Genomic DNA, 20,756 nt, shown 5'->3' with positions numbered 1-20,756 from the left:
ATAATTCGTTTTAAAATCTAGGTCTGTAAATCTTCCTCTTTTTCTTTTTTCGCTCTAATTCCTGTTGACGCAATGCCTCTGTATCATTCGGATCATAATCCGACGGCCGGAGATCAAACAGGCTACCTATCCCCGATGCAATATTCGCTACTGTTGACACAACATTTTCAACTAGATTAGTTCCTGTATCTTTTGAAACAGCGATTTGCCCGTGTTCCTGTTGCTGTTCCTGAATAGGGCTATGTTCTCTTAGCTGTGCAGTGAGCTTCCCATAACTGAACTGCCGGTCTATTTTCGAGCCCTTGAAGCAATGCTCTCCTTTCCTGAATGAAACACCTTGCACTTCGTAGGTTTGTTCTTTCCGCTTGTATTCAATATCTATCCCCTGACGTTTCAGAGCGTCTTCAAGTTGGCTCCAGTTTTTGGTTTTGGACAGGGTATCTTTAATCGTATGATAGATTTCGTATTTCGTCTGTTCGGCTCCTTTGAGTTTTTGGACGTTAACCTTTTCTTTTCCTATGCCATAAGTCAGGTTATATTTATCTTTAAGCTGCTTGCATACTTTCTCGTTGCGGTAACGGTCGTTCTTGTCGGAGATAGTCTTCCCGTCGTTGTCCACCCGGTTAAATACGATATGACAATGCGGATGACTGGTGTTGTTGTGGCGAACAATGATGTATTGCGTATTCTTGATTCCCATCGTCTGCATATACTCTTTGGCTAGGCGTTCCATAAACTGATCCGTCATGCGTTCTTTGTCATCAGGAGAGAAAGCCAAAGGGATATGCCCGACACATTTCGACAGGTTCGGATTCAGCAGGCTTTGCATGTAAAAGCTATTGATGATCGATTTAGTATCTGTTTCCAATACGCCTTCACTTGTTAATATCTTCGCTTCTTTGTTCTCCAGAACGTAAGAAATACATCCCTTAAAACTTCTTCCTTTTACTATTTTTCCAATCATCCGAAAGCTTGTTTATGATGTTTTGAATCGTTTCCAGTAAGGAAATCGCCATATTTTCGAGCCGTTTTGCACTTAAAAACCTGGCTGTTTTTGTAAGCTGGTTCAGGTTATTTCCCATATTGGAAAGGCTTCTCAAGACTTCCAATTCCTCTTTTTTGAGCGGTTCTTTGATAACTCCGTTCAGGATGGCATCATGACAATAAACACTAAGCGACAGATTTGCTTTGGTTGCCCTATGCCGGATGGCATAGAATTCCGGCTCGGAAAAGCAGACTGCAATAGTCTTATTTTTACGGGTAACGGAACTCTTCTTTGGACGTCCGCCTTTTCTTTTATCCTGATTATCCTGATCCAAATTAGTTTGATTTTTTTGACTATTAAAAGCAATAATAGAAGGGTCTGCGACCCAAACTGCGACCAACGGGAGTGGTTTCCCCTTTGGCGGTCAGCCAAAGCGAGGGTTTCCATGCAATGGAAACATAACCTCGCTACGCTAAAATGAACATGGAATGTTCCATTAAGAAAAGTAAGTCGTAGATACTAACCAGACTTACCATACAATGGACAGAAGCAATACTTTATAGCTTCTTCCATATTTCCACATCCTCCCGGTAGATCTCCAGATGGTGGCGGACAAGGTTCTCGATAAAACCCGATACACTCATCCGGCGACCTCCCAACTTGCGGGCTATCTCGTCTAACTCATCCCGCACTTCCCGGCTGATAAATACAGGCTTGCGGTCTTCGAGCTTGGGAACGATAAGAAACGCCTGTCGGTATTCCTCCAATGATTCTTTGCGTTGTTTGCTGCTGGTTCGTTTGAGTACTGTTTGTACAGATTGCTCTCGTAATGCTGCATCTTCTGTATCTTTTCTTTTTTCAGTTGGTACAGTCGATACAGTATCTACACTGTCATTGGTATCTGCATCATCGATATTGGCGGTACTGTTTGCTGTATCGACACCCAGAACTGGTGGTTCTTCAATAATATCTTCCCTGAGAAATTCCCTGATGAACTTACTCTTGTTCCCATCGGTCGGATTCTTGCCTCTGCTCTTACCATCATCCGGTAACCAATCATGTACAGATTGTTTCTTCGATTGACTTTCGCCAGTTTGTTTACTATCCATAGAATACTGTATTTAAAAAGTGAATATTCCGGCTCCTGTTGATACAGAACACCGCTTGTCAGTTGCAAATAAACAACTATTAGTCAGTATCGTATCTTAACCGGGTTTACATGGATGATTCTGTATTGTCTTGCTACTGCAAAGATTGAATGAATGGTACAAACTGCACCGTTTCGCTTATCGGCTATACTATACTGCCGGAGTAATGTCTGTAAAAAACGCTTTCATTTCAGAGTACCCAGATAGGAAATATCGAAAGTAAAAAACTGCTTTTTCAGATTCAAAACAGCACCTAAAATAAGAAATCTGTCCGCTACCCCTACCAAACCGACGCCACAAGCTGCCACCTGTGGATCAACCCATTGCGGTACGGTTTATTCTGTTTTACTTCGTAGCAGGAAGGTGAATGTTACACCGGATAGAAAGCCCTGATAGACGAAAGATTATGCGGATAGCTGCATAGGAGTCGGGAGCTTTCCGGGATCAGGGTAGATGCCCTAAATTTGGATGAAACAATTAAGAACAATATAAATTTATCAAGTGATGGAAATAGTAAATATCGATGCACAGACATTCGAAAGAATGCTCTCGAAGTTTGAAAGTTTTGCAAGTCGTATGGAAGCCCTCTGCCGATTGCATGGAGACAAGGATTCAAGCGAGTGGCTCGACAATCAGGATGTATGCCTGCTGTTGAACATATCGCCCCGGACGTTACAGACACTCCGGGATAACGGGACACTCGCCTTTAGCCGTATCAACCACAAGATCTACTACAAAGCACAGGATGTGGAGAAGATCGTCCCGGTAGTGGAAGACAAACGCAAAAACGCCGGGTATAAAGGTAAACGAATATGAATACAGAAGAAGATTATCCGGTAAACAACGACTTCCTTGCCCGACTACAGGGCGGCTGGGAAAGTGTGAATGGTAATCCCGATATTTATATCTTCCGGGATTACGACGGCAACTATTACCTGCTTGCCTACAGCTATGATACCGAATGTGGGCGGGGAAGTTATTCCTGCTATGGAGTAGAACTGGATGAAGACGGTAATTATATCTGTATGGGGATAAAACGTTGCCGGCTAACGGAAGAAGAATCGCCTTACGGATTGCATATCACAGGCTGGGGTAGCTATATGAGGAATTAAGTAAAAAAACGGTTCAAATAAATCATTAAAACAAAAAGGTTATGGCAAACGAATTAATTACACCGGAGAACAACGAGAGGGTTAAGGCCTTTTTCCTTTCACTGGATCGCCTCTCTTCCCTGATGGAACGCCTGTTCGCCTCCCGCAAACCGACACTGGGCGGAGAAGGTTTTTACACGGACGAAGAATTATCGAAGAAACTAAAGATCAGCCGGAGAAGCCTCCAGGATTATCGTAACGAAGGGCGTATTCCCTATATCAAACTGGGCGGCAAGATCCTCTACCGGGCATCGGATATCGATAAGTTGTTGCAAGATGGCTATAGGGAAAGTTTTAGGTAATGGCGTGGACTAAAAGGGAGTATAAAGATCAATCGTATTAAATCAATCGGCATGGAACATGATGGCAATTCAAGTATAAACGCTTATTTTTGTAATCTAAACAAAAATGAGATGTGGTCTGACTGGAAAGAACAAATCAAGCGTGAGCCCAAGCTAAGGCCATCCTTATTGTGGGAATACGACCTTTCTGCTTTCGACTGGCAATATATGCGTGCTCTGGTAGTGGAGCGTGTCATAGAAAGAGGCTGGGATGAAGATTATTATGCTTTGTTCGCTCTTTACGGCGGGATGGATGGAGTCAGACGGATCGTACGGGATGAAGTATTGATCCTTTCTGATAAAGATATTGCTTTTGTTTGTGCCGTTTTTAATCTCAAAAAGGAGGAACTCAAATGTTATACATGCAAACAGTCGAGACAGGCACTTATGGACTCTTAAAGTCGCTCATGGCCGATATGGCATTCAACTACTTTGCTCTGTCCGGAGGATGACCAGGGAAGAAAACAAACGCTTTCAATCTTTAAGTGAAACAGGGAAAAGGAAGCAGATTGAGATTCCAAAGAAGAAAAGCAGAGGACGGAAGATCTGAAATAAGTAATTCTCACAACCCACCCCCCTTGATTATATTTTCCTTTTTACAACTGATAAACACCCCCTAATAGCAAGGGAATAAATCAGGCAAGGCTATTTTGGTAAATACTCTTTCGAGGAACGAGAAAGGAAGATTTGGCAAAATACTTTGTTCAGCCTTGACGTTTTATTCCCTTCTTTTATGTTTGTGTTCAGATGAAATAAGGATAAAAACAAAAAAGTTGTCTTTACATATCAGACAACTTTTTCATGATTTTTCTATTGCTATGATTCTCTTTGAGGCTTCAACTGATTTTTTACGAAATTCCTTCAATGCTTTCTCAATCGCCAAAGACGCTTTGCGGGCACGGGTTCCCGCCGCCTTATTTCCGTTTTCTACCTGTAAGGCTGCGTCTTTTGCAAATTCTGCAAATAACTGATTCAAATTGTCTGTTAACTGTTTCATGTTTTTTAATTCTGTTTATTTGTTAATTATCTTATATACAAAGTTATGAATAAGCTATTCATTCAAATATTTTTCATAAGCTTTGCGTAATTCTTCTTTTTTAGTCATATCCTGTACCAATTCGTAAATAGGAATCAGTGCTTTATCTGTGAAATTTACAAGGGCTAAATCAGTATTTTCTGTTTTGCCCCAACCCTCAAAAGTTACAGGTGTACCTTCATAATTGGTAATATCAATCATCCATGAATTAGGTTTTGCTTGTCTGCCATCTACTACTTCTATATAAATATTTTCCTTCTGAGGATTTTCAATATCGGGTTTATAAACAGTTAATCCCGATGTCGGTATTTGAAAGTAATAAAAGGCATTATATCCGGACCATCTATTGAGTACATCCCGATCAGAAGAATTTGCCCTGTACAGGTAATCGATTCTCATTCCGACATAAACCTCGGTGAGTAAATGAGTTCCGTATTTTATTATAATTTGATCAGCAGACAATGACTGAAGATCAGATTTGAACGCTTCTGTAAGGTATTTATTCATATATCTGGAGCTATATATAAAACGGGCAAGATATATAGCTGAAACGGATGAATAGCCCGAATAATAATAGTCAAGGTTCGGATACGAAGTGTCATTTACAAAGGTTGATTCAAAAGTAGCTTTAAATAGATTCTTGTGCTTATTTATTTCGCTTTTATCAAATCCGGCTAAAGAGGCCAAATTCGTAAGACACTCTTTTTTTGTTCCGAAAATATTTATTTCTGCACTACCGGAAAGCACTTTAAAGAGGGACGCTGATCCCTCACTATCTGCTTCATAGCTGTCTACATCTATGATTTTGTTTCTCACCCATGCCGGATGGGCATATTTACCTGTAGCATCGAATCCATACCCAAGCATATAATAGTTTTCCGACAAACCTTTGTTTTCCCAATGCAGCGATTTTGAACAGGACAGATCGGCTCCTGTTTTGTAAGGATTTACCTTTTCAGGATTGGGGGTAGGTTCTGGTATAGGGCTCTGTTCATCATTGTCATCCGAACAGGAGACAATTAACAGGATAAGAGAGAGTAGAAAACAGAAAGAATTTCTCATACAAATGATCTTATTGAAAACTATTTCAAAGATAAAAATAAATTCAGCAAGTAGTATTACCGATCATTCGTATATAATCTAAATTCTGCAAATACTCATTTTGTATCGGCAACCCGTACCGTTCCGATATTTATGATTGTTAAGCTTAAAATCCGTTTTCTTCCTCTTCCGTATATTCTTCTTCGTCAAAGCTGCTACCCATACCTCCCATCATAATACCGAATACTGTCATGCCGTAATTCATATCTGTCAGTTTATACAACGGCTCGGTTTTCTTTCCCTGTAGAAGCCTGCCGGCAATATATTGTACTATGCTTGGTTTGTCATCAGTTAAGAGAAAAGTTTTGATCCCGCCAATCTTCAATCAATCGAATTGACTTTCTTCCTATACGCGAAACAATTTTCTCCTGTATCCATTTTCTGAATACTACTGCCTTTGGCGACTGTACCCTGAAAGCAATAGCGATAATCATTTCCAGTCCATAATAATCGGGGTAAACTTTCATCCTTTCAACAGAGCCACCCATCGTGTTATCGCCTGTGGTAATACCCGCTTTCTCAATAGAGCGGATATGTTGCTTTGCCGTCCGGTAATATATGCCGAACAAGTCGGCAATTTCACCAATATTCATTTTTACTTCATCCGAAACGATTACCATTCCATCATCTGATATTATAATTCTTCTATTTTCCATGATTATTTGGTTTTAACTTCACTGTTTTGCATTGTTTTTCTTCGCTTCATCAGCCTGTCCATATCTTCGGATATTTTCTGTTCCGTAATCCCGGCATAAACCTGTGTCGTATTGATATTGGCATGCCCCATCATTTTGGCAATGCTCTCGATGGAAAGTCCTGCCGAAATTGCCAGCGTTCCAAAACTGTGGCGGCTTTGATGGTAGGAGAGGTTCTCTTTCAATCCTATTAATGTACCTATCTGATTGATGTCATACCAAATCCTGTCACGGACGGGCAACGGAAATACGGGTTTGCTGTCATCGGTGGTATTGTAGAGCATCAGTATCTGTTCTGCTATCGGGTGCAGGGGGATAAAAGCTTCCACATTTGTCTTTACCCGCTGTTTGCGGATATATAGTCTGCCTCCGGCTGTTCTACCGATATGCCGGGGATACAGGCGGTGTATATCCACGTAGGCAAGCCCGGTCAGCGACGAAAAGACAAACGCCCTGCGGATTAGCTCTAAACGCTCGTCTGGCATCGGGGTTTCCATCAGGTGTTTCAAATTCTCCTTACTTATATGCTTATGTTTGGGTGGCTCTTTCTTCTCGTACCTCACATCTTCAAGCGGGTTACTCCTTAATACTTCCTGATCAATAGCGATATACATCAAGCGGTTGAGCCATGTGATACATTTATTGATATAACCGGCTCTGCGTTCCCCTACGGTTTTCAAAAACAGCTTGAATGATTCTCCGAACTCTTCGGTAATATCCGAAAAGGCTATATCTTCCATCCCCCTTGAAAGAAGAAACTCCCGGAGGTTTCTCTGTGATATTCCCGATTGTCGGTAGCTTGTTGTGGAGTTGATCTCGATCGAACGAAGCCGTAAGCGTTCCCGTTCTACTTCACCTGCCTGTAACAGCATGGTCGGAGTAGAATTTACGCCAATGATCGTGTTTTTGAGCAGTTCACTGCTGATAACTCCCTGCTCTTTCAGTATATGTTCATAAGTCTGTTCAACACGCTTACGGAACTCCGAAAGGCGGTTATTCTCTCTTTCGGTTTTGATTATACTTTTACGGGCATTCCAGTCGCCCGGTTGGCAGTAGAGTCCTGTTGTAAGAACCGTTTGTTTGCCGTCAATACTGATACGGCATAGAACGGCTGTCGTACCATCGGTCTTTACTTTGTTTTTGTTGATATAAAATAATAGTTTGAATGTACTACGCATGGCTATTCTCTGTTTTTTGATGGTTTATACTATTTGTAATGATCTATACTAAGTTGTATGATGAAAGATCAGAGAACTAACTTTAGATCAGTAGTTGCTTCTATAAACTTATCCATATCATCGAACAGCTTTTTTGGGGTAACACGGGCATAGACTTGGGTTGTCCGGATATTGCTGTGCCCGAGCATCCGACTGATGGTTTCTATCGGTACACCCTCTTCGAGCGTAATCAGGCTGGCGAAGCTATGTCTGCCTGAATGATAGGAGATTGGCTGCTTTATATCTGCCATAATCCGAAGCCCCCGCATATTGAGCTGTACAACTTCCGCCGATTGTATCGGGAACAGGCTCTCCCTGTTTTCATCCCTGTATTTATCCAACAGCGCAATCGCTTCAGGCAGCAGTTTAACGCGGGCTTGGAAATCCGTTTTCTTTCTGCGGTATTTGAGCCAAAGGCTTCCTTCTTCGTCCGTAAAAAGGTTTTCGTTTGTAATACGGACTACATCGGCATAAGAAGTACCTGTATAGCAGGCGAAGAGAAACAAGTCACGGGTAAGCAGATGCGAATGACGGTTGGGATCAATCGCTAAGTCTCGTATTTTTTCAAAACTCTCCCGGCTTAATGCCTTGGGAGTGGTTTCTTTCTGTTTGGGCAATTTGTAGTGGGCAAAATGGAGTTTCTCGGAAATACCTTCCTTAAAAGCGATCTTACAGATTTTCTTTAGGATTGCCAGATAATGGCGGACACTCTCCATTGCGTATCCCTGTTCGAGCAAAACAAAGTTCTGGTATTCCCGGATAAACTGCTCGTTGAGTTGTCCGAAAGCCACGTCTTTGGTTCTGAACTTCTTTTTGATAAACTTGCCTAACGAACGGTGGGTATATTTATAGGTTGCCAGTGTAGTCGGGGCAACATCTACTCCTACACGGGCTTTCAGTTCTTCCATGTGTCGGTCGAGAAGGGCAAGCAGAGTCATTTGTGTACCCATACTCCCTTGGTACAGGTTCTTTACGGATTCAGCATCAAAAAACTTTTTGCGTTTCATAAGGCTGTCGAATGCAGAATGAACGGCTAACAGCAACTTTTCAATTTTCTGATTGGTTTCAATGGCTTCCCGGCTTTTGCCGTCCAGACGGCTCTCGCGGGGATTCCACAAACTAAGCGTACAGGACAGTTTGCAACTGAACTGCGACATGGAATTGTTCAGGGTGATGCGCCCCATGATAGGAGCTTTACCCGACTTGTCTAAACCGCTTTTTTTCAGGTAAAGCAAAACCTTAAATTTTTCTACTTTCATAACACTTATAATTTTGTGGACTTTGCCGATAGGCAAAGTTACCGGTTATACAAGTGCTCTTTGTTATGCAAAACATTGTGGTTCAGAACAAAAGAATCCGATTCACAATGCATTGTTACCTGTCGGTATTCCGGTAACAACCCGGCTAACGGTTTGGTAACAGAAATACTGCAATATTTTGCCGGAATCTGATTTCTGATAATACACAAAAAAGAGAAAATCTATTCATTATAAACCGTTTACGTTATACTTACTGTAATCCGCTTTTGCTTGTTTTAGAGTGAATTACCCACATGAGACGCCATACATTTGCAACGATAATGCTGACCAAAGGTGTATCAATTGAAAGTGTATCAAAAATGCTCGGCCATACAAATATCACTACCACGCAAATTTATGCCCGTGTACTCAATCAGAAGATAAAGGAGGAGGTAAATAAGGTCAGCAAGGAATTTAATGATATGAAAGAATTTTATGTTCAATAATTGGATATCTAGCAGGACTGGTCGTATTTGCGGCCAGTTTTGTAATATTTATATCTCATTTTCCGAACGTGCTTAAAAAGAACCAGAGCGCTCCTGTAAGGATAAGCTGCTGAGAATAAAAAAGAAGAGGAGATAAAAGAGGTTTTATTAATAACGCGAGCTATTGCTGAACATATATAAAGTTAATTAAAGGAAGGTAAGGTGTCAATGATTATATTTTATACTGTAGGAGTGAATAAACATCCATTACCTATAGGTAAATTATATTTATCTTCAGAGTCTTTCAATACAATATCTGTTCCGTTCGATACGGCAACATCGGCAATTTCCTTTCCTTTTTTCTCTTTTTGTCCGTGGTTATTTATGTCTTCAAATACATATATAGGAACTGAAACTGCAGTTTTTACCGGGGTAACTTTTAAATGTGCTTAAAACCTTTGTGATCCTTTCTTGATTGGTTATTAACCCTTTCGTCATCAGTAGATAATATTAATTATCAACCTTTGTTTTAGTCTCAAACTACTAGTAACAAGATATATAAGCAGATGGATAGAACGAAAATTGTGTTTTTTGCGGACATTTTAATCGCTGATTTTGATGGGGCATCCAGGACAATGTTTCAATTAATAAACAGGATACCTTCCAGTGAGTTCGAGTTTTTGTTTGTATGTGGGCTGGGGCCTGATCAGATAGGAAATTTTAAATGCATACATGTACCTACATTAGGAGTACCAGGCAACAAAGGGTATAGATTTGCAACGCCTCTGTTACAAAAAGCTGAGTTGGATGAACAAATACGCTTATTCTCTCCTGATCTTGTACATATATCCACCCCTTCATTGTTAGGTAATTATGCACTGAAGTTTGCAAAACGGTTATGTATTCCGGTTACCACGATTTATCATACACATTTTATCAGCTATGTGGAATATTACTTCAAGAAGTTTCCTCTTTTCGTCGATTTTACAAAACAACGGGTCAGGGAAATGCTTAAGTCATTCTATAACCAATGCAATACAGTTTATGTTCCATCAGTTAGCATTATGCAGGAACTATCGGATGAAGGAGTTAACCCGGAACTTATGAAATTATGGGAAAGGGGTATCGATAAGCATTTGTTTTCTCCGAATAAACGTAATACGGAATTAATGAAAGCTATTACCGGAAACGACAATCCTTCTATTCTATTCGTAAGCCGACTTGTCTGGGAAAAAAACCTGCAAACAATGATCGATCTCTACGAATTGATAGAGAAACAGAACCTTAACTATAACTTTGTGGTTGTGGGCGAAGGTGCAGCACGGGAAGCCGTAGAAAAACAAATGCCGAACGCCATGTTTCTGGGTCATGTAGGGCATGACAGGTTGCCGGAGATTTATGCCTCAGCAGACGTCTTCTTCTTTCCTTCCGTTACAGAAACTTTTGGCAATGTGGTTTTAGAGGCAATGGCTTCTGGACTTCCTTGTGTAATTGCCGATGGGGGAGGAAGTAAAGACTTTATTAAAGATGGCTTTAACGGATTCAGATGCAGTCCGTACAATGCACTGGATTATCTGGATAGGATAGTTGAAATAAGCGACCAGTCCAGGCTCGCAAAACAGTTTTCTGAAAATAGCATAGAAATAAGTAAAAAATATGTTTGGGAAAATCTGGCTTCAATATATTTCGAAGACCTGAAATCTCTGACGCTCGATCTTGATGTTTTTGTAGCCTGAGAATGAAAAAAATATTGCAGCTATTGCTGATAATCAGTATATGCGCCTGTTTTGTTATTTTCCTGCAGGGAACTGATATTGGGGAATCTGTCCGTCTGGTAAAACAACTGGGCGTTTACTGTTTTTTGATATTAATAGCTACTTTTTTTGCGTATCTGGCGGGTACGCTGGGCTGGAGATATTGTATCGACTCTGCCAACAGTCCTTCTCTACTTCAGCTATTTGCCATAAGACATGTAGGAAATACAATTACTTTGTTCAATCCTACCGGGGTGATTGCCGGAGAACTGTATAATGCCAGAATGCTGATGAATAATGGCATAGAAGAAAAAAGCGCATATCAGTCTGTTCTGTTGGGACGTATCCTGATGACATTGAGTCAGCTTTTACTGCTTGTTGTATTGCTTATATGGTTTATACTCTATCTTTCTGCCAGAATTTCTCCCGATATAATGTTCCTTATCTATCTGTGTTTCTTCGTAGTATTGTTTTTTATAACCATCCTGTTTTTTGTGCTGCTAAAGAAAGGTAAAGACAGGAAAGAGTCAGTTACAGAAAAAAAATGGCAAAAAATTATATTTCATATAACCGAAATGCGCTCCTTATTAGCCCGGTATATACGGAAACGTCCCGGGGAAACAACAATGGCATTCTTTCTGTACACACTACAATGGATACTGAACTCTTTAGAGTTATTTTTTATTTTATATTTTTTGAATTATAGTGTTACTATATGGGATGGTTTATTTCTGGATACTTTGATAATTGTGATGAAATCGACTGTTGCATTCATACCCGGCCAGTTGGGAGTAGAGGAATTAATAAACAAATTTGTTTTGTACCTGTTCGGGATTTCTTCCCCCGACCTGTGGCTGTCGGTTTCTATTCTCCGGCGTACAAGACAATTATTTTGGAGTGGAATAGCAGCATTATTATATATACAACAGAAAAAAATAAAAAATACGGTTAAAGTTCATGGAAGTATTGTTCGTAAGTCATAAGTTTCCTCCATCAACAGGAGGAATGGAAAATCAGTGTTATCAGTTAGTAACAGGAATGGAGAAAAAATGTAAAGTACATCGCCTTATTTTTGATAACAAAGGCTCTAAACTATTATTTTTTTTAACATTAATCAGAAAGATTAGAAAAACCTGTAAAGAGCATCCGGGGATAAATATAATCCACTTCAATGACGCACTGATTGCCGGCTTTTGCTCATTTATGAAGTTGACGGAAATGAACTATTCCCGTAAGCCATTGATTATTCAGTTGTTATAAGTATTAGAATTTTATAGTCCACGATTTGTACACGCTCTTTCAAAGAGTTTCTTAATCGCCTAATTTACAAATACTAAAATAGATAATTATTGTTTTATGTACAAATTATTATCTAATAAATTTATCTACAAAATAAATCAAATGTAGACATATTTGTTTATTCGATATTATCTTTGTGAAAAGAGTAATTATATGGATAGTCGAATAGATATAATTAAAGGCATTCATCCTGGAAAATTTATTGAAAGGGAATTGAAAAAGAAAAATCTTACTCAACGTGCTTTGGCTGAAGAGACAGGCATTCCATACCAGACAATTAATGCGATCATTGCTGGCAGACGGAACTTAACAACAGAACAAGCTCTAAAAATAGATTCTTCATTAAACCTGGAAGAAGGATTCCTTGCCATACTTCAAACCCATTACTATATAAAACAGTATAGAGAGAAAGAACTTGCAAATCTTTTTCCTGCACATCCTCATATCCGCAGAATACTTTTCTGGGATACGGATTTTGATAAAATCAACTGGGGTAAAAGCAAATATGCTGTTATTAAGCGTGTGTTAGAGAGAGGTAACAAAGAAGAAATTGATGAAATCAAACGATTCTATAATCTCTCCACAAGTGAACTAAAACAATAATTCTTCAGTGTATTTGTGTAAGGTTTTTCTCCGAACATCTATATTTCACTCTTGAAGCAATAACATCCGGTTTGATTATAATTATGTCTACATCCACAATAATACCACATTTTAAGCATTAATTATGCAAATATGCACAATTAGCTATCTGTATGGACTAACGATAGATTCCCATTTTATGGAAGATTTATATTCTCAAACATGATTTACATAATAACCAATTTGCCGTTATCGGCAAAAAAGAGGCGTTTTTAGGCTTGATTTTAAATGAATCTTGCCGATAATGGTTTATCTACTCATTAAAGCATAAAGGGCAAAAGTGCCTAGCCAGTGACTGCCCATGTAATCATCATCAGTAATATTGCCTAACGAATAGTTAAGATGATTATCAGCAATTAATTTCAGATGCTTTAGCTCAGGTAATTTCTTTGAGATAAAATACAAACAGGTTGCTCTGCTGAAATTTAATCCATCGAGGTGAACCAAATGTCCATCTGTGCGGTCTGAAACTCTTCCAGGTTCTAGTGAGAAATCAGGTTGGAACATTTCCGGCAGAAATGCCTTTAACCATACTTTATATTCCTGTGCATCCAATACTTTACTCATTAGTAAAGCTTCTTCAAGGCAGGGAGACAGGAAATCATTGCCACTGGGCTCATAAGAAAGGTTGCAGTTTACATCATTCTTATATAACCTTTTAGCATGTTCGATTATTAACTGTTCAAACTTCTTGTCTCCTATACATCTGGCATAGTCGATAGATAGAGATAGGCCAAAAGCTGTATTATCATGCTGTCCTGTGCGGATAGGATAATTGAGCTTTGGCAGGTATTCCTCGTATTTGATTGCGAGTATATCAGCTAAAGGTTTCAGTGCTTGATACCAGCGTTGAGCATCTGCATCTTTCCATATGTATAGTTCGCTTTGCAGTTGAAATAACCATGCCCAGCCATAGGTACGTTCAAAGTTCCGGTTATTATAATCCTGAAAAAATGCTGACTCAACGGATACATTTTCTGTAGTTATATTTCTATTTAGAATGTTTCTTACTGTTCCTGATTCATCCAGTTGAGGATAGTCTTTTAATAGTTTTATAATAGACCAATACCCGTGTACAGAGGAATGCCAGTCAAAACAGCCGTAAAATATTGGACGTAATTCCTTCGGGCTTTTCAGGTCGTCAACACTACCTATTACTTGTCCCAGTTTATTCGGATATTCTACTTCGATACAGTGAACAGGCAGCTTGAATATCTTTTCTGCTTGTTGCAAATCCAGTGTTTGGGCATTGATATATCCACAAAATAGTAGGAAGATAAATAAAAGCTTTTTCATAGGCTTGTAATGATTATATTATCCTATTAGATTCACTATTACTTTAATCATCATATCTTTTTCCTCTGTCCGACTTTCGGCAATCATAAGAGTAAGAGCCACAAGGGCATTATTTTCAATTCGCTTTGTTCCATCTGAGTTATAAAGGATATTATTCTTATCCAAGAACCAGATAAACAGGAATGCTGCAATGCGTTTGTTGCCATCACTGAAAGAATGATTTTTAGTTACTAGATACAAGAGCATGGCAGCTTTTAACTCAACACTTGGATATAATTCTGCCCTATCAAAAGTTTGGTATATAGTATTAATAGAACTCTTGAAAGATTGGTCTTTCTCATTTCCAAACAAATTACTACCGCCGAACTTATCATAAAGCTCTTTTATGGCTTCTTTGGCATTCTCGTATGTTGCCCTGAATTGTTCTTTAGTATCACTTTCTTCTATTGCCAGTTTTTGGTGGTCATATTGGTCAAGGATATCCAAACCATGTGCGTAGTCGTTAATAACTTGTAATATACCTTTTGCTTGGTCATCTGATACTTGCCTTGAGGCTATGCCTGTCAATACTTTAATGGAATCTAACGCTTCCTGTAATTGTTTTATTTTTGCTTGTTGATTAATAACGAACCCTTTGACAAGGTATTCTTTTAAAACTTTGTTTGCCCAGATACGAAATTGAGTGCCTCGTTTGCTATTTATTCGATAGCCTATAGCAATAATCATATCTAAATTATAGTATTCAAGCTCTCTAGCAACCTCACGCTCTCCTTCTTTTCGAACTGTTCGAAAATTCCGAACAGTTGAATTATCTAGTTCTTCTGACTCAAATATATTTTTAATATGCTCACTGATATTTGCTTTACTAGATTCAAATAATTCGACCATTTGACCTTGTGTAAGCCAAACTGTATCGTTTTCTAGTTTAACATCTAGATTAGTACTACCATCTGATGCTTGATATATTATGATTTGTCCTTTGTTCATTACTAAGTCTGATATTTTTATGTAAAAATAATTAAAACAAGATATTTGGAGTAATTATTTCATTCTTTCTTATGACCTTGAAGCATCTTCTATATAAATCCTTTTTGTACCTTTGTTACCTTTATAATAAATTATTAATCCACATAAAGAATGAGGTTTTCTGGGCACGAGACGTTTGTCTGTAAGCAGACTTGGCTGAAAAAAGGATATGATTTTCTAATCCATGGAGAAAGCTTCTCCAAGGAGACAGCAGTAATAGACTTAGGCGTTGGAAAAAACATGGTTAGCTCTATTGGCTATTGGATGAAAGCTTTTGGTTTATGTAATGAAAGATGGGAATTAACAGATATTTCCAATTATATCTTTGGACAGAATGGAAAAGATCAATATCTAGAAGATTATGGAACTTTATGGTTATTACTATATAATTTAATAAAAACTGGCTATGCTTCGATCTACAATATATTCTTTAACCAATACAGGGAATACAATGCCCTTGAATTTTCTGAGGAACAGCTACACTCTTATTTAAAGAGTCTTATGGAAAAGGAGAACATTTACAATCAGAAAACTCTAAATTCCGACATCTCTGTTTTTAGGCGTATGTTTTTGGCACCTAAAGATCAGCAAGAAGAAATTGAAGATTTGTATACAACAATCTTCTCTGAATTGAATATTATTTATATGCTTCCAATAGCTCGCAAAAAAGAAAAAGAGGAGAATAATAAAAGTGAAGTGAAAAAATATGATATTAGCAGTAAAGCTAAAATTGGACTCCCATACGAGATAATTCTTTATGCTATACTTGATCAAAATGAAGCAAAAAATAGCCTCAGCCTTGATTTTAACGAGTTGTGGAACGGTAATAACTCTCCAGGGAAAACCTTCTCTTTATCAAAAGAAGATTTATACAAATATCTCGAAGAAATTGAAGAAAACTATTCTGGTATTATCTTTTCTTCAACAGCAGGTATACAAACATTACAGTTCAATAAACAATTTGATAAGTGGCAAGTTTTAAGTAATTATTATGACAAATAAATATACTCCATCCGTAAATATTATCCGAGATTTAAATACTGAAATAAACTATATTGCCACTCCTAATACACAGTTATTATTTGATCATATAATCAGTAATTATTTATCAGGAGCGCATTCTTTTAATTTGATCGGTTCTTATGGCACAGGAAAATCTTCTTTTTTATGGGCATTAGAAAGGCATCTAAATAAAAAGACTATATATTTCACAGAATCAATAGATACTCTTAAACCGGAGCAATTTGAATATTTACCAATAATAGGAAACTATCAATCCATTGCTGACTATTTTGCTTCTTTTCTCAAATATAAAGGAGAGACGTCTCCACAAGCTATAATTGAAGAATTCAAAAAATATTATCAAAATCTACATAAAAGAGGACTCTCATTATTATTGGTAATCGACGAATTTGGGAAATTTTTAGAATACGCAACAAATAATAGTCCCGAAAAAGAGCTCTATTTTATACAGTTACTAGCAGAATTTGCCAACGATTTTCAAAATCGTATTATTTTCCTTACTGCTTTACATAAAGGATTTACATCCTATTCTTTTGGTTTATCTCATTCTCAAATGAATGAATGGGAAAAAGTAAAGGGGCGTTTTAAAGAAATAACATTTAATGAGCCCGTCGAACATCTATTATATTTGGCTTCAAGAAGATTAAATTCACAAGCTGATAATCTTAATGTTGATAAATTATTAGAGATAGTAAAAGATGCTAAAATATTCCCTCTTAAAGACCATTTAAATAAAGATTCTGCTCGATCGTTACAGCCATTTGATATAATATCTGCCGCAATACTAACTAAGGCTCTACAAAAATATGGACAAAATGAACGGTCTCTATTTCAATTCATTGATTCTAATGATTATTTGTCAATAAACAATTTTGATAAAGAACATAATCCGTTTTATAATCTAAGCTGTGTGTATGATTATCTTTTATTTAATCATAATTCTTTTATTACCTCAAAGTATAATCCAGATTATCTGAGATGGAAATATATAGAATCGGCACTAGATAGGGTCGAATCAATATTCGATAATAGCTCCAATTATAAAAATATTATCAAGGTCATAGGGTTATTGAGTTTATTAGGGGACGCGAATGGGATTATTGACATTAATTTTCTGAAGAGATATTCAGAACTTAGCTTGAATATAAAAAAATCTGAAGATATTATTCAAGATTTGGAAAAATATAAAGTAATAAGCTACTCCAGTTTTTATAATAGATTTAGGATTGTTGGGGGCTCTGATATTGACATCGAAGATGAAATGTTGAAAGCCAAAATTCCAAATTCTAATTTTGAAACACTTCTAAAACAAAATATTGAACTACCTCATATACTAGCAAAAGGACATTTTTATAGAACAGGAACTCCTCGATTATTCTCTTATATATTATCAACCGAGCCTATCATAAGTATTGAGAATAGTTATGATGGTATTATTAATATCATATTCTCTAAAACCATAGATGATAATGATTTAAAAGAGTTATCTAAAAAAAACGAAGATGCAATTTTGTATTGCCTATATAAAGAAGAGGGTAAGATTTATTCACTTCTTATAGACATAGAAAAAATAAAAGCTATTATCCATAAATTTAGAGATGATTTAATCGTTGTTGATGACTTGAAAGTGTTATTAAAGGATTATCAGAATCAACTCTCTTCCTATATGACAGATTATTTGTTATCATCAGAAAATAATCTATATTGGGTATTTAAAGGCGAAAAACAGATTATAACTAGTGGTAAAAAACTAAACAGAGTACTTACTGATATCTGTGATTCTGTCTACTATGGAACGCCAATTCAAAGAAATGAGTTAATAAATAGGAGCAAATTATCTGGAGCAATTCAGTTCGCTAAGAAAAATTTAATTGAAGCACTTATAAAGAATCAAACTGAACCAAATCTAGGTCTTGATGATGATAAATTTCCTGCTCATAAAACTATCTATCTGACACTATTAAAAGCTACAGGTATCCATAGCAATGGTCATCTCCAAGCTCCTACTGATCCATCCTATCAATTATTATGGCAAACCTGTATCAGTTTTATTGAAAAAACCAAAGCAGCGCGTACTAGCCCTGTCGAATTAATCGAATTATTACAAAAGAAACCTTTCAATTTAAAATATGGATTTATCGAACTTTGGTTACCATTATTCTTGTTTATTAATCAAGATGAGTTTGCGCTTTTTTACGAAGGGGTTTATCATCCAGATATAGATATGGCATCTTTGGAGCTACTATCCAAACAGCCTCAAAAGTTTGAAATAAAGGCATTTGATGTATCTGGAATTAAATTAGAACTCTATAACTCTTATCAAGAATTTCTTAATATAGAAACGTCAGACACAATAAATAATGAAAAGCTAATAAATATAATAAAGCCTTTCCTTGTATTTTATTTATCATTACCCCCATATGGACAAACAACAAAAAGGATATCAAAAAATGCTATTGTTTTTAGAGAGGCTATCAAACATGCTAAAGATCCGGAAAAAGCATTCTTTGAAGATATTCCAGCAGCTTTAGGCTATGATTTAAATATTATTGCGAAAGATTCTATTAAAACAAACGATTTTATAAAAACGTTACAATCATATGTAAAGGAAATTCGGACAAGCTATGAGGAGCTTATTAATCGTATAGAACGTTATTTAGTAAATGATATTCTAGGAAGTGATGAGACATTCCCTGAATATAAAGCTAGATTTCAAAGAAGATTTCAAGGAATAAAGAAGCCAATGCTTACTCCTAAGCAAATGGTTTTTTATCAGCGAGTTATGTCTGCAATTGACATTAGAAATACATGGATAAGTTCAATATCGGAAGCTTTGTTAAATAAATCTTTAGATAAAATATCAGACAAAGATGAGTATATCTTATATGAAAGGCTCCAAGAAACGATTGATGAATTAGATAATTTGTGTAAATTAGCAAAGCATGATATAGATCCGGAAAAAGAAGATATGTATCAACTAGAAATTAGCTCTGTTAATACAGGAAGTTTCAAAAAAACAATTCGAATATCTAAAGAGAGATTAAAGAAAATAGAGCCGATAGAACAGGAAATTAGGAAACAATTAACAACAGATAAGTCTTCTAATATTGTAATATTAAGTAAGCTTATTCAAGAACAAACAAAAGATGACACAAAAGGTTAGGCACTTATTGGGTATCTCAGGAGGAAAGGATAGTGCTGCACTGGCAATTTATCTAAAGAATAATTATCCTGAACTAAATATTGAGTATTATTTCAGTGATACAGGAAAAGAACTAGACGAGACTCTAGCTCTAATTGGACGTCTTGAAACATATCTTGGAAAAGAAATAGTACGCCTAAGTGGGGTTGACAATCCAAATTTTAATCCTTTCGATTATTTCTTACAGGTTCAAGGGAATTATATGCCTTCGGTACAAAATAGATGGTGTACGCAAAAGTTGAAATTAGAACCGTTTGAAAAGCATGTTGGAGATGATCAAACTATTTCTTATGTAGGCATAAGAGGAGACGAAGATCGAGAGGGATATATTTCTACAAAAACTAATATTCAATCAATCTTTCCATTTCGCAGGAATATCTGGAGTCTTGAAATCTTGCATAGATTTTTTGATAACAGCAATATGCAAGAACATCTATTACTCTACAAAGGGTTAGCAGATAGCAAGACATTTTCAGGGGTTAAAGATATTTTGAAGCTTCCAAAGGATAATAAATTTACTTTATCTAAAAAGTTCAATTCATTGTTGGATGTAAGTGCTACGACCTTTAATAAAGTTATGTTTCAGTATTTGAAAGATAAAAATTATCCAATCTCCAATATAGAAGAGTACCCTCTATTAAATCATGAAGACAATCTAAATAGAGATGATATCTTTAGGCTTCTAAAAGAGAGTGGAGTCGGCGTTCCTGAATACTATAATAAAATAGAATTTGAAGTTGACGGGCAAAAAGGAGAATATGCCAGAAGTCGATCGGGTTGCTTCTTTTGTTTTTTTCAACAAAAAATAGAATGGATATGGCTTTATGAACAACATCCAGACAAATTTAAAGCAGCAATGGAGTATGAAAAGGATGATTTTACTTGGATACAAGGAGAATCTCTTCAAGATTTAATTAAACCAGAGCGAATTAAACAAATAAAAGAAATGACAATAAAAAAGCAGATAAGTTCTGCTAATAATAAGAAATCTGAATTTTTAATCCATAATTTAGTGGATGCAGAGAATATTGTTTGTGGAAACTGCTTTATATAAGAACGAATGAGGGCCGATGCTTTTGTACATAGATATGACGAAAACAAAATATATGATGTAACA

General features: G+C 36.9%; 20 protein-coding genes and 1 pseudogene. 11 read left to right on the top strand and 10 right to left on the bottom strand.

Annotated features, from left to right (window positions below):
- Positions 1-10: 10 nt before the first annotated feature.
- The 3 genes from GGR21_RS03260 to GGR21_RS03250 all read right to left on the bottom strand — a co-directional run bounded on the left by GGR21_RS03260 (position 11) and on the right by GGR21_RS03250 (position 2,094).
- The gene (locus GGR21_RS03260; RefSeq protein WP_183305738.1) at positions 11-964 is read right to left on the bottom strand and encodes a relaxase/mobilization nuclease domain-containing protein; all 954 of its coding nucleotides are present in this window, start codon (positions 962-964) and stop codon (positions 11-13) included.
- A complete protein-coding gene (locus tag GGR21_RS03255; protein ID WP_183305737.1) occupies positions 930-1,319 on the bottom strand; it encodes a plasmid mobilization protein in 390 nt (129 codons plus the stop codon). The genes GGR21_RS03260 and GGR21_RS03255 overlap by 35 nt, the downstream gene beginning before the upstream one ends.
- A gap of 223 nt (positions 1,320-1,542) precedes the next feature.
- The gene (locus tag GGR21_RS03250; protein ID WP_183305736.1) at positions 1,543-2,094 is read right to left on the bottom strand and encodes a DUF3408 domain-containing protein; all 552 of its coding nucleotides are present in this window, start codon (positions 2,092-2,094) and stop codon (positions 1,543-1,545) included.
- Between the two features lie 543 nt (positions 2,095-2,637).
- On the opposite strand from GGR21_RS03250, the gene GGR21_RS03245 reads away from it, so the two are divergent.
- The 4 genes from GGR21_RS03245 to GGR21_RS03230 all read left to right on the top strand — a co-directional run bounded on the left by GGR21_RS03245 (position 2,638) and on the right by GGR21_RS03230 (position 4,024).
- Positions 2,638-2,949: a helix-turn-helix domain-containing protein gene (locus tag GGR21_RS03245; protein WP_183305735.1), complete on the top strand. Its 312-nt coding sequence runs from the start codon at positions 2,638-2,640 to the stop codon at positions 2,947-2,949.
- Positions 2,946-3,245: a DUF3876 domain-containing protein gene (locus tag GGR21_RS03240; RefSeq protein WP_183305734.1), complete on the top strand. Its 300-nt coding sequence runs from the start codon at positions 2,946-2,948 to the stop codon at positions 3,243-3,245. The genes GGR21_RS03245 and GGR21_RS03240 overlap by 4 nt, the downstream gene beginning before the upstream one ends.
- A gap of 41 nt (positions 3,246-3,286) precedes the next feature.
- Positions 3,287-3,586, top strand: a complete 300-nt coding sequence (locus GGR21_RS03235; protein ID WP_183305733.1) for a helix-turn-helix domain-containing protein — start codon at positions 3,287-3,289, stop codon at positions 3,584-3,586.
- A gap of 111 nt (positions 3,587-3,697) precedes the next feature.
- Positions 3,698-4,024, top strand: a complete 327-nt coding sequence (locus tag GGR21_RS03230) for a DUF6922 domain-containing protein (RefSeq protein ID WP_183305960.1) — start codon at positions 3,698-3,700, stop codon at positions 4,022-4,024.
- A gap of 400 nt (positions 4,025-4,424) precedes the next feature.
- Here GGR21_RS03230 and GGR21_RS03225 read toward each other — a convergent pair whose 3' ends face one another.
- The 5 genes from GGR21_RS03225 to GGR21_RS03205 all read right to left on the bottom strand — a co-directional run bounded on the left by GGR21_RS03225 (position 4,425) and on the right by GGR21_RS03205 (position 8,933).
- Positions 4,425-4,622, bottom strand: coding sequence for a histone H1 (locus tag GGR21_RS03225; RefSeq protein ID WP_183305732.1), 198 nt, complete (start codon positions 4,620-4,622; stop codon positions 4,425-4,427).
- 54 nt (positions 4,623-4,676) lie between these two features.
- On the bottom strand, positions 4,677-5,723 hold the full coding sequence (locus tag GGR21_RS03220) for an MACPF domain-containing protein (RefSeq protein WP_183305731.1): 1,047 nt from the start codon (positions 5,721-5,723) through the stop codon (positions 4,677-4,679).
- Positions 5,724-6,049: 326 nt separating this feature from the next.
- Positions 6,050-6,418, bottom strand: a complete 369-nt coding sequence (locus GGR21_RS03215; RefSeq protein ID WP_183305730.1) for a virulence RhuM family protein — start codon at positions 6,416-6,418, stop codon at positions 6,050-6,052.
- A gap of 2 nt (positions 6,419-6,420) precedes the next feature.
- On the bottom strand, positions 6,421-7,635 hold the full coding sequence (locus tag GGR21_RS03210) for a site-specific integrase (protein WP_183305729.1): 1,215 nt from the start codon (positions 7,633-7,635) through the stop codon (positions 6,421-6,423).
- A gap of 68 nt (positions 7,636-7,703) precedes the next feature.
- The gene (locus tag GGR21_RS03205; RefSeq protein WP_183305728.1) at positions 7,704-8,933 is read right to left on the bottom strand and encodes a site-specific integrase; all 1,230 of its coding nucleotides are present in this window, start codon (positions 8,931-8,933) and stop codon (positions 7,704-7,706) included.
- 290 nt (positions 8,934-9,223) lie between these two features.
- On the opposite strand from GGR21_RS03205, the pseudogene GGR21_RS03200 reads away from it, so the two are divergent.
- The 4 genes and pseudogenes from GGR21_RS03200 to GGR21_RS03185 all read left to right on the top strand — a co-directional run.
- Positions 9,224-9,418, top strand: a pseudogene (locus GGR21_RS03200) (tyrosine-type recombinase/integrase); the annotation flags it as partial.
- 545 nt (positions 9,419-9,963) lie between these two features.
- Complete coding sequence (locus tag GGR21_RS03195; RefSeq protein WP_183305726.1) at positions 9,964-11,133, top strand: glycosyltransferase family 4 protein; 1,170 nt, start codon at positions 9,964-9,966, stop codon at positions 11,131-11,133.
- Positions 11,134-11,135: 2 nt separating this feature from the next.
- The gene (locus tag GGR21_RS03190; protein WP_183305725.1) at positions 11,136-12,134 is read left to right on the top strand and encodes a lysylphosphatidylglycerol synthase transmembrane domain-containing protein; all 999 of its coding nucleotides are present in this window, start codon (positions 11,136-11,138) and stop codon (positions 12,132-12,134) included.
- Between the two features lie 469 nt (positions 12,135-12,603).
- Positions 12,604-13,053: a helix-turn-helix transcriptional regulator gene (locus tag GGR21_RS03185; RefSeq protein WP_183305724.1), complete on the top strand. Its 450-nt coding sequence runs from the start codon at positions 12,604-12,606 to the stop codon at positions 13,051-13,053.
- Positions 13,054-13,341: 288 nt separating this feature from the next.
- Here the strand turns inward: GGR21_RS03185 and GGR21_RS03180 are convergent, their stop codons facing one another.
- Both GGR21_RS03180 and rhuM read right to left on the bottom strand, forming a co-directional pair.
- Positions 13,342-14,388 carry a DUF2891 domain-containing protein gene (locus GGR21_RS03180; RefSeq protein WP_183305723.1) on the bottom strand — a complete coding sequence of 349 codons (1,047 nt, stop codon included), beginning with the start codon at positions 14,386-14,388 and terminating at the stop codon, positions 13,342-13,344.
- A gap of 18 nt (positions 14,389-14,406) precedes the next feature.
- Positions 14,407-15,375 carry a Fic family protein gene (gene rhuM / locus GGR21_RS03175; RefSeq protein WP_183305722.1) on the bottom strand — a complete coding sequence of 323 codons (969 nt, stop codon included), beginning with the start codon at positions 15,373-15,375 and terminating at the stop codon, positions 14,407-14,409.
- A gap of 150 nt (positions 15,376-15,525) precedes the next feature.
- On the opposite strand from rhuM, the gene GGR21_RS03170 reads away from it, so the two are divergent.
- Genes GGR21_RS03170 through GGR21_RS03160 form a run of 3 tightly spaced genes read left to right on the top strand, consistent with a single transcriptional unit; the run spans position 15,526 to position 20,693 of the window.
- On the top strand, positions 15,526-16,416 hold the full coding sequence (locus tag GGR21_RS03170) for a DUF4007 family protein (RefSeq protein WP_183305721.1): 891 nt from the start codon (positions 15,526-15,528) through the stop codon (positions 16,414-16,416).
- Positions 16,406-19,600, top strand: coding sequence for a hypothetical protein (locus GGR21_RS03165; protein ID WP_183305720.1), 3,195 nt, complete (start codon positions 16,406-16,408; stop codon positions 19,598-19,600). Before GGR21_RS03170 ends, GGR21_RS03165 begins: the two co-directional genes overlap by 11 nt.
- Positions 19,584-20,693, top strand: coding sequence for a phosphoadenosine phosphosulfate reductase domain-containing protein (locus GGR21_RS03160; RefSeq protein ID WP_183305719.1), 1,110 nt, complete (start codon positions 19,584-19,586; stop codon positions 20,691-20,693). The genes GGR21_RS03165 and GGR21_RS03160 overlap by 17 nt, the downstream gene beginning before the upstream one ends.
- The last annotated feature ends 63 nt before the right edge of the window (positions 20,694-20,756 follow it).

This window comes from Dysgonomonas hofstadii (genome assembly GCF_014196915.1).
GTDB classification, from domain to species: Bacteria; Bacteroidota; Bacteroidia; order Bacteroidales; family Dysgonomonadaceae; genus Dysgonomonas; species Dysgonomonas hofstadii.
Note: the sequence above shows the minus strand (reverse complement) of the source record. Positions and strands in the feature narration are given on the sequence as shown.